Below are 16,503 nucleotides of genomic sequence, written 5' to 3' on the forward strand. Positions count from 1 at the left end.
GGGCGTCTGCTCAGTGCCCGAACGTAAAGTTCACGCCTGCGAAGATCTGCCATTTGGGGACGTTGCCCGAATGCGCAACGGAATACTGCGGTTCAATAAAGGCGTTGACGATGGTCGTCCCCATTTTCCATGCCTTGCCCGCACCCAGACCTACGGGAATGTAATAACTCCCGTGCTGTAAATCGAATGTCCAGATACCGGTCGAGCGCAGATACCAGCCTTCGGGCAGGTTAAAGATGAGGAACGGCTGACCGGTCAGGGTTTGTACCGTCGGACGGTCTCCCTGACCGGCGAACGAGTGCTGCCACTGCACCAACGCACCCAGCAATCCCGCCTTGCTTGCATGCACCGCCACAGCGGCCAGACCCGCCTGCCATTTCCCTGTCCCCAGCGTTTTGTCCGTCGCCGTGGGTATCGTGACTAGCGGACCCACGCCGAATTCCACCCCGCCCCCCGGGTTCACCAAGAAGATATCGAAAAGGTTGATGTCGCCGAGCCCGGTCTTGTAGCCCCCGTTGGGATCGGGACGGGTACTGATCGGAATCGTGCCGCGCAGAATTTGTGGCACTGGCACGATGCCATTCGGACCCATCGGCATCGTTGGACGCAAAAGGAAATCGTTCGTATGCGTGTTGGTCCCGAAGATCGACGGCGTGTAGTAGTTCTGCACATTGAACGACGCCGCCAGATTCAGCGGGTTATTGCTCTTGTTCGAATCCTCCGCAGAGGTCTGGGCCTGCGCAGCGGCCATGCCGACCATCAACGCTCCCGCAACAAGGCACCGACGGCTTGGCGTCATCGTGGTCTCCTTCGACGAATGACCGGTTTTGTTTATGCCAATGCAGTCGGATTTTAGATTTATCGATGATGAATTACGACGGATATTTAAATAAATTCATCTCGTAATAATTAAAATTATCAAATGATATGTTTGGCGATAATTCTGCGTTTCCGGAATGTTGTGTGAGGCCGCTTCCGGATCTACAAGCCGGAAGCGGCAGCGTTCGACAAGTCGTGAAAGCCGGGGGGCTTCGTGCGTCAATAGGTCACCAGCGCCAGCGCAATCCCAGTGTGGCCGACACGCTTTGCTGGCGGGTATCGTCGATTTGCGTGAGGTAAGCGAGCGTGGCGTATACGCTCGCGTGTTTATTGAAGCGTCCGGCGACGCCGATACCGAACTGGGCCGCCGTGGTGTTCGCGCTGCTGACGATCGGCGTGGTGCCGCCGAAGATGGCGCGGCCGTCGTTGCCGAACGTATGCAGCAGATTGAACAGCAGGTAAGGCCGCAGTAATCCGCGTGCGCCATCGTAATTTCCTTCCAGACGTGCACCGATGCGCGCAAGCCAGCTATTGGTGTTGGCGAACGTCACCGACGAGACGGCGTCCGTCAGATCGTTGAGCGACTGATGCTGATAGACGATCTGCGCTTGGGGTTCGAGGATGAGGCCGGGTGTCAGCCGAATCGGCCAACCCGCTTCGAGCGACGCGGCCACCGCCTTGCCGTGCGTACTCGTGTTCATGCCGCTCACAGGCTTCGATTCATATTGAAGCGCAGAGCCAAGCACGACCGCGTCGACGTAGGCGAGGTTGGGCATCACGTGGGTCCAGTACAGACCCGCGCTGTACATATCCAGCCCCAGCGATCCGGTGTGCGTGTCCATCGACCCCAGTGCGCTGCCTTGCGTGTCGCCGTAGGCGCGCGTCCATCCCGCAATGACGCCGATATGGTCGTGATGCCCGCTGTCCGTGCTGCGCGCGAAGAGATCGTGGCCGACCTGCACGCCACCGATGTTGCCGTCGAACTGCGGCGACACGTCGCCCTTGGCGCGGAACTGTTCGGTTTGTCCCCACACGCGTGCCCAACCGGCCGGTAGCACACCGTTCTCCGTCAGCAAGCCCTGTTGTCCCTGTCGTTCGTGAAACGTACCCATTTGCGCGAAGCCCGCGACGCGTGCGATTTCCGGCATCGCCGAATAGACGGGGACTTCGACGCGATAGATGGGCATGGGCGTCGATCCTGCAGCGGCCGTGGGCGGGCTGCCCGCTGCGCCGACAGGCGTCAGCACCGTGGTGACGGTCTGGCCGGTCACCGGGTCGACGTAGGTCACAGCGGTGGCCACCGGCACTGTCGAGCGCAGGAACCAGCTGTTTTCCGAACCGAGGGTCGTACCCCCGCGATACAGGTAGTAGGCGTATGCCCCTTGGCTGACCGTGCCGCCGAGCGCGAACGCGTTGGCGCTCGACGTCGCGCCGCCCACAGCGTTGACCATTGGAATGCCGTTGCCGGTCGTCAGTCCGCCCGCGCCGCCCATATTGTTGACGGCAATCGTTGTGCTGCCGCCGATGGTGCCGCCGCTGACCGTGAGCGGGGCGACTTTGGACGCGTCGTCGCCCAGCACCGTATCGATGGCGAGCTTGCCGCCGCTACCCGTGTAGTTGCCAGCAACGGTCAGCGTGCCGTTGCCGCTGCCGTCGCCGGGGTGGACCGTGCCCCCATTGGTCAGGGGATGGCGGTCCCTGCATCGCTTTCGATCAGGCCTGCGTTCGTGATCGAGATCGTGCCGTTGACCGTGCGCACGCCGTAGCCTTGCCGACTGATGATCTGGCCGCCCGACTGATTCACAATGGACGACGTGAAGCCCGATGCGGTGTTCGATACGACTGCGTCGCTGTTGACGCCGCGGGCTTCGATGTAGCCACTGTTCGTGACGTTATTGTTGTTGCCCTGCATGAAGACGGTGAACGACCGGTTCGACGCCGTGCCGCCTGTGGTGATCAGCGTGCCGCTGTTCGTCACGGTGCTTTGTCCGCCCACGACGCTGATTGCACGGCTGCCGCCGCCATTCGCGGTGATCGTGCCGGTGTTGACGAAGGTGCTATTCAGGCCGAGGCCGGACGATTGTCCCCAGGCCGCGGTCATGCCGAAGGCGTTCGGGCCGTTGACGGTAATCGTCCCGTTGTTGGTCAGCGAACCGTGGTTGCCGTTGACGGCCATGCCGTCGTTTTCGTAGCCCGATGTCGAAATGACGCCGGTGGATGTGTTGACCAGCACGTTGTTGTCGTGCGCACCGAGAATGGCGGCACCGCGCCCGGGCTGGGGCGAGTTGGTCCCTGTGATGCTGACGGTGCCGCTGTTGGTGATGGTGCTCGAGGTATCGACGGTGATGGTGGCGACGTCGGCGGTGGTCCGGACCGAACTGATGGTCGCCCCTTGCTGTACGCTCACATTGACACCTGTGCTGCCGGTTTGCGCCGCGACCACGCCGTCGGTGCCCGTGCAGGTCACGGTTGTCCCGCTGGCGGGCGCAACGTTATCGCATGCGGCGCGCGCCTGAGCAGTGAGGCAGAGCGTCAGGGCGATAATCAGGGGCTTGAGAGGCAGAGGCGGCGACTGACACGGCGAATGCCGGACGAACTCAACTGCACGTGGCGAGATTGTCATATCGCACTCCTGAGGGTGGCGAGTTTTTATTTCATCGAGCGCAAATCGAGTGAGTTCAAATTAGATGTTCAATTCAATAATGACAAATGTCGGCGTTGTATTTTGGTGAGTTGTAATAAGTTGTTACTTTTATCTAGATTTTCTAAGTTTCATTGAGGTGTTGAGGGTATGCCATCTTCCATTCGCAATTCGCTTCTCTGGATTTTCGATGCGTTCGAGCGTGACGACACCTTCATGCACAAGCGGATGTTCGGTGCGCAAGCGGCGTATTTGAACGGGCGGCAATGCGTTGCCGTGATCGACCGGGAATCGCCGTGGGATGGTCTGCTGGTGTGCACGTCGCATGAACACCATGCGTCGCTCATTGCGGAGATGCCGACGTTGCGTCCGCATCCGGTTCTCGGGAAATGGCTTTATATCCCGCAATCGGAAATTGAATTCGAAGCGGTTGTCGAGCGCGTGACGAAATTGGTACTTGCCGGAGATTCGCGTATTGGTATTGAGCCAAAGCCTAGGAAACCACGTAAATCCGTAAAGAAGCGCGCGTCGAATTTATAAGATATTGATTAATAACCCGCGCGCTTCGGCATTGCCAATATGGCTTTAGTCGGCAGCGACGTGAACCATCTCGTCGGTTTCGCCGGGCGCCTTTTTCTTCATGCGGATGAACAGCAATAGCGGCATGACGATAATCGTCAGGAACAGCATCAGCCGGAAGTCGTCCAGATAAGCGATCATCGCCGCCTGACGCGTCACCTCCGCATTGAGCGCAGCCATCGCGGCCGCTCCGTACGTCTGCGCGTAAGTCTCGACACCTTGCGTGAACGGCGTGATGTGCTCCGACAGCACCGCATGATTGACCTGCGTGTTTTGGGTCAACAGCGTTTGCACGACCGAGATGCCGATACTGCTGCCGATGTTGCGCGACAGGCTGTAGATGGCCGCGCCGTCGGCACGAAGCTGTCCGGGCAGGGTCGCGAAGGTGACCGTCGTCAGAGGCACGAACACGAAGCCCAGACCGAAACCCTGAATTACGCCCGGCCAGACGATATCCGACGGACTGAGCGTGAGCGAGTAACCTGCCATCAGGTAGAGCGAGTAAGCCGTCAGCGCGAAGCCGAAGCCGAGCAAGTAGCGCACGTCGACCTTGCCGACCAGCCGTCCCACCACAAGCATGGCAGCCATCGTGCCCGCGCCCGAAGGTGCCGTGACGAGTCCGGTGAGGATCGCCGGATAGCCGAACAGGCTTTGCAGCATCGGCGGGAGCAGGGCCCGTGTGGCATAGAGAATGATGCCGACCACGAAGATGTAGACGACGCCCGTATTGAAATTCCGGTCGCGTAGCAGTGCGCGGTTGAAGAACGAATGCTCGCCCGCCGTCCATGTATGGACGATGAAGTACGCAAAGCAGATGATTGCGCCCAGCATCTCCAGCCAGATTTCCGTCGAACTCAGCCAGTCCTGCTGTTCGCCCCGGTCGAGCAGGAGTTGCAGCAAACCGATGGCAAGACCCAGTGTGACGAAGCCCAGCGCATCGAACTTGCCCACTTTCTGTTCCGGCGGCTCCTTAAGATAGGCGGCGATGCCGAGGAAGGCGATCAGCCCGATGGGCAGGTTGATGTAGAACACCCAGCGCCAGTTGTAGCTGTCGGTGAGCCAGCCGCCGAGCGATGGTCCGAGAATCGGTCCCACCATCACCCCCATGCCGAAGACGGCCATCGCCGAGCCGTGCTTGTGCGGCGGATTGATGTCGAGCATGGTCGCCTGCGACAGCGGCACCAGCGCTGCGCCGCAGATCCCCTGAAACAGACGCGCCGCCACGATCTCGGTGAGCGAGTGCGCCATGCCGCACAGCGCGGAGGCGATGGTGAAGCCTGCAACGGACCACAGGAAGACGCGTCGGCGTCCAAAGCGCGCGCACAGCGTGCCGGTGAGCGGCGTGGCGATGGCGGCGGCCACGATATAGGACGTCAGAACCCACGTGATCGAGTCCTGCGATGCGGCCAGACTGCCTTGCATGTGAGGCAGTGCAACGTTGGCGATGGTGCTGTCGAGTGTCTGCAAGACCGTTGCCAGCATGACGGACACGCTGACGAGCGCCCGGTGTTTGCCCGAGTCGTCGGCCATTTTGGGGGATGCCACGGTAATTCCTCTGGTAGATCGTCGTTCTGTTCGTGCCCGACGTTGTTATGCGTTGCTAAGCGCGGCAATGGCGCTTGTCTCCTCCGGCTGCCGTGTTCTCCGACGCCTACTCCGGATCCACCTCCTCACGTCGACGCACCGGTGCCGGGCATTCCGCCTCGGCGCGCGTCAGATTGGCCAGCACCTTGCCGAGCAGCCGGGACAGTTCGGTGCGCTCGGCGGGGGTGAGATCGGCCAGCGCCTCACGCTCCGTGACGTTGGCGAAGGCGACGATGGTGTCGATCTTGGCTTCGGAGGCGTGCGTCAGATAAAGCAGATGGGCGCGCTTGTCCTTGGGATCGCGCTCGCGGCGCACCAGCCCCTTTTCCCGCAGACGGTCAAGCAGGCGCACGAGCGCCATCGGCGTGAGCTCCATGCGCTCGGCGAGTTCGGCCTGCGTCTGCACGCCGTAGCGGTGCAGCATCACCAGCACGCGGCATTGAGCGCGTGTCAGGTCGAAATTACCCCGGGCGCGCCGGTCGAACAGGCGCGAATAGACCCGTGCCGTGTCGTGCACCAGCGTGCCAAATCGGGAAGACCAGTCGATTTTCGCCATGGTCGGGAGTGTCGTGGTCGATCGCCGGGCCGACGTCGAACGGCACAGCGGCACGTCGCATCGGTTTGGAAAATTAGTAAATAGGTTTAGCATTTTGCCAGAGTCCTTCTTCGGACGGCAACTGTCGCAAATAGGTGACAAAGGGATCGGAAGGAAAGGGCGGGGACGTCGGGTTTTGGGGCGTTTCATACGGCGCGACGGGGGTTCCCGGGCGGTTGGGACGACGAACCGACGGGCGGGCGAAGCCGTGCAGCCAAACTGTGAAAAACCTAACGAAAATAAGCACTTGACACTTCGCCTCGGCGGGTCAAGAAAGGAATGGTGCGATGCACCGGCGTCAGCGCCCGTGCACGGCACCCGCCCTTTCATTGACCTTAAGGAGTGTCAATCATGTTTGACCTTGCACAAGCTTCGGATGTCCTCTCTACGACCCATGCAGACCGGCCAGCCGACAACCTGCGTCCTGCGTCGTCACCTGCGGCCGCCCGGGCGCCGGCGTCAGCCGTGCCCGGCATGGGTGCGCTGCGCGAAGAACGTCTGCCGTTTGTCGTCACCATCGCGAGCGACGAGTCGTCGTTGCGCGATGCCGTTGCGATGCGCCAGGCGGCCTATGGCCGCCATCTGCCCGAACTCGCGGCAACGCTGAGCGAGCCGGAGATCAGCGACCGGGAACCGGGCTGCGTTGTTCTGGTGGCGCGCGCCCGGCTCGATGGCGCGGTGCTCGGCACGATGCGCATCCAGACCAATCGCTATCAGGCATTGCATCTTGAGGATTCCGCACCGCTGCCCGACTGGCTCGACAGCGCAGCACTGGCGGAAGCCACACGTCTTGGCGTGGTGGCGGGTCCGGTGGGACGCGTCGTGAAGACAGCGCTTTTCAAGGCGTTTTATCAGTACTGCCTGATCTCGGGCATCGACTGGATGGTGATTACGGCACGCCCGCCGCTGCATCGGCAGTACGAAGCGCTGATGTTTGCGGACGTCTTCCCGTCGCGGGGGCTGATCCCGATGGCACATGTCGGCGGCATCGGGCATCGGGTGCTGGCGCTGGATGTGGCGCAGGCACGTACGCGCTGGCAGTCGGCAGGTCACCCGTTGTTTGCCTACATGTGCCTCACCCATCACCCCGACTTGCGTCTTGGCATGTCGCGCGAGGCAGAGGTTGGGCAGGTACGGAACGACGACGGGTCAGTGCCGGTTGAAGCCAGTGCTGGCGCGCATTTGCGGGATTTATCTTTTGGTGCCGACGAGGTACGATGCGTAGCAGCAGGCTACAGCCTGGCGGTGTAATGCCGTTATTCGAAATTACGTTATCCCGTCGATTGCAACAGGCAATGTTTTGCACGACGGCGGTAACGGGTAGGACGGGCGAGAGACACCTGACCGTGATGGCCGGACGACGGCCGCACGGGACAGGGCCGGCCCGGCCGGGGAGGCGAGCTTCGATGCTCGCCTCGTCCGGAGATCGACACGGGGGCGACCAACGAGATAAGGGCACAAAAGTCATATGGCGGGGGAACTCGGCAACGAGCGCGACGACGGCCGTAATACGAACGATTTCTCCGATGAGTTGAGCGAACTCACCGGCACGCGGCGCCGTTGGCGCATCACGGCCCGGCTCGACGAACTCTTTCGCAGCATTTCCCTATACGCGGTGCCCGCAGCGATCATGCTGCTCTCCGGCATCGTGCTCATGTTCCAGGAAAGTCAGTACGCCGTGCGCGGTGCGACCACGGTGAGCTTTCGGGCGCAGGGCGATTTTCCTGCGACGTTCAATCCGCCGATGGCGCAGGGGGCGCTGGAGCGCGCGCCGCTGGTCCAGCAATTCAGCACGCATCTGTCCGAAGCGCCGGTGTGGTTTCGCTTCTCGGTGCCGCCGGTGGGCGGGCAGGAGCGAACCGTCATCGAGTTTCCCTCGCGGCATGCGCAGACGCTCGCCTGCTGGCGAAGCCCCGACACGCCTGCCATCGGCCGCGCCGACCGGGGCGATGTCAGCGGTGCGATTCGCATGTCGAAGGCGGGCTTCGCGATTGACCTCGGTCATCTGGTCGAGCCGGTCACGTTGCTGTGTCAGGGCACATTCTCCGGCCCGGCGCATCTGTCGCTCGTCGCCTGGCCCGGACCCGAGCTGCGCATCTCCGAGAAGGAATTTCATCGCAGCAACGGCCTGCTCGAAGGCGGTCTGTTGACGCTCTCGGCATTCGTGCTCGTCACCGCGATCATCAATAAGGAATGGTTGTATGTGCTGTTCGCCGCCTGGCTGATCGGCAACCTTCGGCTAGCGGCCAATTCGCTCGGCGCGGACACGCAGTGGCTGGAGCGCGCCATTCCGATGGAGTGGGACGCGCTGGTGCGCAAGGCGACGTTCGCCATCTATTACGTGCTGACCTATTCGCTGTTCACGCAGCTATTCAAGAAGGAACTGCGTCTGATCGGCCTGCGCTGGATGGTGATGGTCCTGCAATGGGCTGGCGTGGTACTGTGCTGCGCTGCCATCGCGTTGCCGTACGCGCACTTTATCCCGGTGCTGTGGGCTGTGGCCGCGTTGGGCATCGTGATCGTGCTGGTATTGCTCGTGCGCATTCTGGTGCTCACGCGCTCCCGCGTGGCGGTCTGGTACAGCGCGTCGCTGGCCATCGTTCTGTTCGCGACGTTCTCCGAGGTCATTGCCGCCGCCTTCAATGCGCGCGCGTTGTCGTCGGCGCTCAATAGCGTGACGGCGGCGTTGTTCTCCAGTCTGATGGCCGCGCTGGCGATTGCCGAGCAGATGCGTCTGGAGCACAAGGGCAAGCTCGAAGCGCAGACCCAATTGCGCAACGCCTACGACGTGACGCCGGTTGGCCTGTTCACGCTGAACGATCAGGGCGTGTTCGTCCGGGGCAACGCGGCGCTGCATACCATGCTCGGCATTCCCAACGCCGAGGGACGCACGTTCCGCTGGGACCAGTATTTCGGTCAGAGCACATGGCGCATGTTGCTTGACGTCGCCCAGCACAGCGACGAGTCCGAGCTTGAAATCCTCTCGCTGCCTCGCGACGACGGGCGTATCAGCCGTTATCTCGTCAAGGCGATTTTCTCCGACGGGCGTATCGAAGGGTCCTTGCAGGACATCACGGAACGCGCCCGCACGATGGAGCAACTGCGGTATCTGGCGGAGAACGACCCGCTCACGGGCGTCTCGAATCGACGTGGCATCGAAAAATCGCTGGGCGAAGCCATTCGCACGCTCTCCGATGCGCGTCCGGCGGCGCTGGCGTATCTCGATCTGGACCGCTTCAAACTCGTCAACGATCTGTTCGGGCATGCGGCGGGCGACGAGGTGCTGCGTCAGGCCTGCGACCGGATGCGTGCGCGATTGTCGACGGAACAGAGCGTGGGGCGCACCGGCGGCGACGAGTTCATCGTGGTGTTCCGCGACGCCACTATCAAGGAGGCGGCGGCGGTCGCGCGTCGTCTGGTGGACGCTATCGCCGGAGAGCCGTATCAGATCGGCGAGCGGGCGTTTCAGGTGCGCGCATCGGCCGGTGTCATCGAGCTGACGACCGATATGCGCGTGCCCGACGCGATTTCGTCCGCCGACCGGGCCTGCCGTGAGGCCAAGAAGAGCCGTCGCGAACTCGTCGTCTACGAACGCGGGGCGGCGGCGTTCCGGGAGCGTCTGGCGGAGTTGCGTCTGATCGACGCGCTCGATGCCGGACTCACGCCCAACACGTTGTTCCTGGAAATGCAGCCGATCATGGAGATGGCGTCGCCAGGCGACTCGCTGAACTTCGAGGTGCTGCTGCGCATGCGCGATTCGGACGGCAATATCGTGCCGGCGTCGCGCATCATCAGCGCGGCCGAAGAGAACGGCACCATCGGCATGATCGACAAATGGGTGCTCACGAATACGTTGGCGTGGATCGATACGCATCGGGATCAGCTATCCAAGACGCGCTTCGTTTGCGTCAACCTCTCGGGGGCATCGCTCAACGACGAGCATTTCGTGCGGGATATCTTTGCGACGCTGGCCGCGCATGAGCGTTCGGTGGGGCTGCTGTGCATCGAAATCACCGAGACGGTCGCGTTGCACGATCTCGACAACACGCGACGCTTCGTCGATCGCATCCACCAGTTGGGCGGGCGTATCGCGCTCGACGACTTCGGCGCGGGCTTCAGTTCGTTTTCCTATCTTAAGGACCTTGCCGTCGACGCGATCAAGATCGACGGCGCGTTCGTCAAGAGCATGGCGGCACATCCGGCCAATCTGGCCATCGTCGAGGCCATCGTGGCGCTTGCCAAGAACCTCGGCATTCGCAGCGTGGCGGAGTGGGTCGAAGACGCCGCAACGCTGGAAGCGCTCTCCGAGCTGGGCGTCGACTACGTGCAGGGCTTTCTCATCGCACGGCCGCAAACGCCTGAAGCGATCCTCGCCGCCGACTCTGCCGCAAGCTTCATTCGCGATCCGCAACTGGCGACTTTGCTCGGTGAACTGGAACAGTCGTTCTACCGACGCCCGGGCACCCGTTCCGCACTGCACTGACCGTTTTGCCCGACCTTGGCCTCTTCGCGAGCGCGTGAAGAGGGCGATACCTCGCGAATTCCGTCCCAAAGACGCTTGCGGACGACGCATTAATCGCCAAAGTGTGCTGCGCATTGTGTGCATTCTGCGCAATGCTCTATTTCTCGGCGAATTTCCTTTCCTTCGCTGTCTCGTCATGCACAACGTGCCGGAAACCCGCATGGATCGCGGGTTTCGCTGTCAAGCATGTCATTCGAAAACGGCGCACAAAGGTAACCCGACGTAAGATTTCCAACTGGAATAAATCTTGTCCGGCGTTGAGCTGGAATGGCAGAATTTGCGCATCGACGTGATGGAGCCAGGTCTCCATGCCATCGTGAGTTATACCGCGAGACAAGGGGAGTCGCGGGGGAAGTCGGCTCACAGGTGCTCGGCAATCGACCGACACGCGCTACGAACGGGGTTAGGACCGTATCACTGCGAGGTGAGCGCGGCGCAACCAGAACACCTAACCAGAACAACGACAATGCTTTCGACATTCCTCAAACTCGCCTACCGCTTCAGCCATTCGGAGAAGTGGCGGCACAACGAACGCCTGTGGCCGCACGCGCAGATTGCGCGCGATGCGATGGGGGCGATCGAACGATTCACCTGGCGCGGATGCAATGTGCCGCTCGCGCGTCGTGCCGAGCTGCAACGCCTGCGTCGATTGCCTTGCCACATCATCGCCAGCGGTCCTTCCGTCGCCGACATCGACTACGACGCGCTGCCGATGCATCACGTGATGGGCGTGAACGGGGCCATCGCGCTGACCGAGCGCGCGCCGGTCAAATTCAACTACTACTGCATTCTTGATGCGGGCTTCGTGCGCCAGCGTCCCGACCTGGCGCGCCGTATCGTGGCGTGCGATCTGGTGCTGTTCGTCACGCCGGTCGTGCTGGCCCGCTTGCTGGACATGTTCCCGATGTCCGCCTTCGGCTGCCGCTTCTATCTTGTCGACGACATTTTCAAGCGCGGGCTTGAAGCGGCCCGCACGACGCAGACGCTGCGCGCAGACGTGCAGGTCTCGGCCAGTGCGGCGTTCTTCGGGGACGAGAGTCGACTGGGGTTCAGCTTCGATATCGACAACGGCTTTTTCCACGGCGGCACGGTCGCGTACTTTGCACTGCAAGTTGCGACCTGGCTGGGTTTCAGCGAGATGTACATGCACGGGCTGGATCTGCGCGACGCCGCAGCGACCCCGCGCTTTTACGAAACCATGCAGACGCGTGCGCAGACGCGTCTGGACGCCGAATTCTCGACGTTGATCGAGCCATCGTTCCGGCTGGCCGCCAACGTATTGCGCGCGCGTGGCGTGCGCGTCGAGAACCTCTCGCGTACGAGCGCACTGGGCGAAGACATTTTCGCGAAGGTCGACTGGCGTTCGCTGCGTCGCCGGAATCTGAGCCTGGTCATGCCCGACGAGGCGTTGCCGGTCGCACCGCTCGACATGGTGGCGGCCGATGGCGCGCCGTCGCTGCGGCCAACGGGAACGCACGGCCACGCCTGACGTCCGTCGGCCACACATCATGCGCGCGATGCGGCACGCGCCCCGGCACGCATGATGCGCAAAAGTCCGTGCGTAGGGCCGCCGCGCGGTGGCCTACCTGCTACAATCGCTCTCCGGGTTTTCCTGAAGCAATGAGCGATTATGGGGTTTGGCTGGTTCGGACTGTCGACGTTTTGGTTGCTGGCACTGTGCTGGCCTGGCGTACGGGGTCTGCTTGGCGGTGAGATACGAATCTTCGGCCCCGGCACACTCCGTATGCTGCTTGGCGTTCCGCTGGCGATGGTGTCCAGCGCCACGCTGGCTGCGCTCACGGGCGGCGACAGCCATGCTGCCGGTGGCAGCATCGGCCAGTCGCTCTCCCATGGTTTGAGCGTCGCGCTCGGCGGCACGCTGGCCATGGGCCTCTCCGGCTTCGTCCTCCTCTTTTCTCTCCCGCTTGTCTTCGGCACCACCTGGTGGGGCATGTTCTCGCGTCGCCCATCGGCCGACGACGAGGACGAAGCGCCTGCGTTCGAGCCGCGCGATTCTCGTTTAGACACGGGCACGCGTGAGCCGGTCCGGGGTCTGTCACAGGTATCGTTTGACACGGGAGAGCGTGGCGAGCGCGGCAGCTACACGCCGACGCTCGGACAAGGTCACCACAACGTCGGCAGTCTGATCGAAGAACCGGTGCCGCGTCGTCGCGGCCTGGCGGCACAACCGCGCTGGAAGCTGTCGGACGAAGAGCGCGCGCGTCTGGATGCCATGCAACCTCCGCCGCTGACCACACGCGGTGCGCCGCGTGCCGAGCCGACGTTTGGCGCCAATGCGGCGACGCGTCCGGCAGGGAAGGGGACTTCGGTCGGACGTACAACGCCAGTCGTTGCCGCGGCAGTGGGTGCCGGTGCGGTCGCGTCATCGGGTAGCGCTGCTGCAACTACCGGAGTGACGCGCACCGTCATCCCGCGTGGTGCGTATGCCGCGAAACTGAGCCGTGGCGAAGCGCTGCGGACGACGGAATTCGTGCGCGCCGAACCGGGCATAACGCCTCGCGAGCCGCGACCGGCCGCGTCGCCGTCGTCATCTGTCGTGCAGCGGCACGCCCCGCCATCGACGAACTCAACCTCCGTACCGAATTCCGCTTCGCAGACCGGGCCGCTGAATTCCGCATCGATGCCTGGCGCGACCGGCTATCGGCGTCCTGTCGGCATGGCTCCGGCGCACTTGCGTGGCACGGTCGTGCACAGTCCGTTCCGCAAGCCGCAGTTGGGTCTCGAAGATGTTCCGCCGCGAGGTGCCCCGCCGCGTTCGCAAGCGCCGATGTCGCAAATGTCGTCTCCTGCGGGCGACGCGGTGTCGACGCAGAGTGCATCGAATGCCGCCGAGTCGATCCCCTTTGCTCCCGCAACACCCGCAACGCCAGCGACGGCGGTCATGCGTGGTGCAGCCTCATGGTCGGCGGCAGACGCTGCTGTCCCGCTGGCGTCCGACGTGGCAGCGTTTTCTCCCATCGACTGGTCGGTCAACGACGTCGTGGAACCGACCGCCCAGCCGATGCCCGAAGGCCCGAGCCTGGCGATGCTGGCCGAACAGGAAGCCGCGCGCGCAGCCGAGCAGGCCAGGATCGACGCGATGATTGCGCTGCGTCAGGAGGCGGAGGCATTGCTGCGCGACTTACGAGACTGGGCGTCGCCTGTGTCGTCGGACGCACGCGGTGCACCGGTTTTGGCGGAACCGTCTGACGCTGTCGACGTAGATACGCACGACGCCGCGCCGACGTCGCGCGATAGCGATGTCGACATCGCGGTACCTGACATTCCTGCACCGGCGGGGGCGCCCGAGGTCGTTGTGGCTGAGCCGCTCACGCCTGCGGAAGTCCTCAATTTGCCGCCGATGATGCAACTGCGGCAGCCGGTCGTTCCCGTATCCGGCACAGCGATGCCCTGCGCTGCGCCACCGCGTCCGTTCGTCTTTGCGGACGTGCTGGCGAGCGTCGAAGCGTACGACGCTACCGTCACGGCACCTGCAACTCAGACCGTCGCCGCACAAACCGCTGCCGTGTCGGCGGGGATTGCAGCCGAAGCATCGGGTGGAGACGATGAACTTCCTCCTTTCGACGTTTCCGGCGCTACCGATGTGATCGATGTTGCGGACGTTGCTGACGTTGCGGGGCAGGTAAGTCCTGTTGCGCCTGCATTCGTGCCGTCTGTCCATGAGGCTGCGTCGAGATTGCCCGATGGGGCGGAGGCCTTAGACACCTCTGCGCGTGTCATTCCACCGGACATCGACGAAGCCCTTGAGCCCTCCGTGAAGCCGCATTACGTTCTGCGCGCCGATGGCACGTGGGCGAGGGCGGATGGGTTGCCGCTGACGTCGGACGATACGACGCCGCTCGCACAGCCCACACCTGAACACCTGTCGCCTGCTACGCCGGTGATCCCTGCGATCCCGTCGTTCGGTGCCGCATCCGTAGCACCGTCGGCCCCCTTCGGTGTCGCGCCTTCCACTGCGACGCCAGCGGCAAACTTCACCGCAGCCACGCCTTACGAGCTACCGCCGCCGCGTGTCGCCATCGATTACGACCTGCCTGCGCTGGACCTCCTGGCACCGGCAACGGCCAGCGACCATGCCAACGTTGTTTCGGACGAAGCGCTCGCTGCAGTGAGTCAACTGATCGAGCAACGCCTCGCCGAATTCAAGGTGCCGGTGACGGTCGTCGGCGCATCCGCCGGACCGGTCATTACGCGCTTCGAAGTGGAGCCGGCGGTCGGTGTGCGCGGCGCGCAGGTCGTGGGTCTCATGAAGGATCTGGCGCGTGCGCTGGGCGTTACGTCCATCCGCGTGGTCGAGACGATTCCCGGCAAGACGTGCATGGGGCTTGAGTTGCCGAATGCACAGCGTCAGATGATCCGCCTTTCGGAAATTCTGACTGCGCCGGTCTTCGATGCGCATCGCTCGCGTCTCGCGCTGGCGATGGGCAAGGACATCACGGGCGAGCCGATCGTGGCCGATCTGGCACGTGCGCCGCACTTGCTCGTGGCCGGTACGACGGGCTCGGGCAAATCGGTGGCGGTCAATGCCATGATCCTGTCGCTGCTCTACAAGGCGACGCCGGACGACGTTCGTCTCATCATGATTGACCCGAAGATGCTGGAGCTGTCCGTCTACGGCGGTATTCCGCATCTGCTTGCACCGGTCGTCACCGACATGAAGCAAGCTGCGCATGCGCTGAACTGGTGCGTCGGCGAAATGGAGAAACGCTACCGGCTGATGTCGGCGCTGGGCGTGCGTAATCTGGCGGGCTACAACGACAAGATCGATGCAGCGCGCGCCGCTGGCGAGAAGGTCGGCAACCCGTTCTCGCTGACGCCGGACGCGCCCGAACCGCTGGACCGTTTGCCGTTCATCGTCGTGGTCATCGACGAACTGGCCGATCTCATGATGGTGGCGGGCAAGAAGATCGAGGAACTGATCGCGCGTCTGGCCCAAAAGGCGCGTGCCGCCGGTATCCACCTGATTCTGGCGACGCAGCGCCCGTCGGTCGACGTCATCACCGGTCTGATCAAGGCGAATATTCCGACGCGGGTCGCCTTCCAGGTATCGTCGAAAATCGACTCCCGCACGATCCTCGATCAAATGGGGGCAGAGTCGTTGCTGGGGCAGGGCGACATGCTGTTTCTGCCACCGGGCACGGGGTATCCGCAACGCGTGCACGGCGCGTTCGTCGCCGATGACGAGGTGCACCGCGTGGTGCAGCATTGGCAGCAGTACGGCGAGCCGGACTACGACGAGGCCATCCTCGCAGGCGATCCGGCCGACGCAGCGTCCGCCGATCTGTTCGGCGACACGGCGGGCGACGCCGAAGCCGATCCGCTCTACGACGAAGCCGCGGCTTTCGTGCTGAACTCGCGGCGCGCGTCGATTTCCGCCGTGCAGCGGCAATTGCGCATCGGGTACAACCGGGCGGCGCGGCTGATCGAGCAGATGGAAGCGGCCGGGCTCGTTACGCCGATGGGCCGCAACGGCACCCGCGAAGTGGTCGCGCCGGGCGAATAGTGCATCGGGCATGCGTCGTCCGGGCGGCGATCATGCGTCGCCCCGGCACTGATTAATCGCCTTCGCTTACAACTCGCTTACGACCCGTCATACGAGTCGAACTCTTTGGCACTCCGTGCCGTTCTCCTGACACGCGCCGTACATGGCCGCGCGGCACAAAACCCCTTGGAAACCCGCGCCAAATGGCGATAACGGGGCGCAAACCCACGCCCCCGTAGGGGTATTCCCGCCTTTGCGGG

10 protein-coding genes are annotated in these 16,503 nt (G+C 63.1%); 5 read left to right on the forward strand and 5 right to left on the reverse strand.

Features of this window, described 5'->3' with window-relative positions:
* Positions 1-10: 10 nt before the first annotated feature.
* The 3 genes from MB84_RS11380 to MB84_RS30940 all read right to left on the reverse strand — a co-directional run bounded on the left by MB84_RS11380 (position 11) and on the right by MB84_RS30940 (position 3,442).
* Positions 11-799 (reverse strand): hypothetical protein, encoded by a 789-nt coding sequence (locus MB84_RS11380; protein ID WP_052653188.1) that lies wholly within the window; start codon positions 797-799, stop codon positions 11-13.
* 247 nt (positions 800-1,046) lie between these two features.
* Complete coding sequence (locus MB84_RS30935) at positions 1,047-2,504, reverse strand: autotransporter family protein (RefSeq protein ID WP_342672655.1); 1,458 nt, start codon at positions 2,502-2,504, stop codon at positions 1,047-1,049.
* Positions 2,501-3,442, reverse strand: a complete 942-nt coding sequence (locus tag MB84_RS30940; RefSeq protein WP_245725533.1) for a hypothetical protein — start codon at positions 3,440-3,442, stop codon at positions 2,501-2,503. The genes MB84_RS30935 and MB84_RS30940 overlap by 4 nt, the downstream gene beginning before the upstream one ends.
* A 168-nt stretch (positions 3,443-3,610) precedes the next feature.
* On the opposite strand from MB84_RS30940, the gene MB84_RS11395 reads away from it, so the two are divergent.
* Entirely contained in the window at positions 3,611-4,000 is a 390-nt protein-coding gene (locus tag MB84_RS11395) for a hypothetical protein (RefSeq protein ID WP_046291866.1), read from the forward strand.
* Between the two features lie 45 nt (positions 4,001-4,045).
* Here MB84_RS11395 and MB84_RS11400 read toward each other — a convergent pair whose 3' ends face one another.
* Both MB84_RS11400 and MB84_RS30515 read right to left on the reverse strand, forming a co-directional pair.
* Entirely contained in the window at positions 4,046-5,569 is a 1,524-nt protein-coding gene (locus tag MB84_RS11400) for an MDR family MFS transporter (protein ID WP_052653194.1), read from the reverse strand.
* Between the two features lie 121 nt (positions 5,570-5,690).
* A complete protein-coding gene (locus MB84_RS30515; RefSeq protein ID WP_046291867.1) occupies positions 5,691-6,179 on the reverse strand; it encodes a MarR family winged helix-turn-helix transcriptional regulator in 489 nt (162 codons plus the stop codon).
* A 390-nt stretch (positions 6,180-6,569) separates the two neighbouring features.
* On the opposite strand from MB84_RS30515, the gene MB84_RS11410 reads away from it, so the two are divergent.
* The 4 genes from MB84_RS11410 to MB84_RS28925 all read left to right on the forward strand — a co-directional run bounded on the left by MB84_RS11410 (position 6,570) and on the right by MB84_RS28925 (position 16,264).
* Complete coding sequence (locus tag MB84_RS11410) at positions 6,570-7,469, forward strand: N-acyl amino acid synthase FeeM domain-containing protein (RefSeq protein WP_157122697.1); 900 nt, start codon at positions 6,570-6,572, stop codon at positions 7,467-7,469.
* A 217-nt stretch (positions 7,470-7,686) separates the two neighbouring features.
* On the forward strand, positions 7,687-10,701 hold the full coding sequence (locus MB84_RS11415; RefSeq protein ID WP_052653198.1) for a putative bifunctional diguanylate cyclase/phosphodiesterase: 3,015 nt from the start codon (positions 7,687-7,689) through the stop codon (positions 10,699-10,701).
* Between the two features lie 505 nt (positions 10,702-11,206).
* Positions 11,207-12,229 (forward strand): hypothetical protein, encoded by a 1,023-nt coding sequence (locus MB84_RS11425; protein ID WP_052653200.1) that lies wholly within the window; start codon positions 11,207-11,209, stop codon positions 12,227-12,229.
* Between the two features lie 255 nt (positions 12,230-12,484).
* Entirely contained in the window at positions 12,485-16,264 is a 3,780-nt protein-coding gene (locus MB84_RS28925) for an FtsK/SpoIIIE family DNA translocase (RefSeq protein WP_245725534.1), read from the forward strand.
* Positions 16,265-16,503: the final 239 nt, after the last annotated feature.

Source organism: Pandoraea oxalativorans (assembly GCF_000972785.3).
Lineage (GTDB): Bacteria > Pseudomonadota > Gammaproteobacteria > Burkholderiales > Burkholderiaceae > Pandoraea > Pandoraea oxalativorans.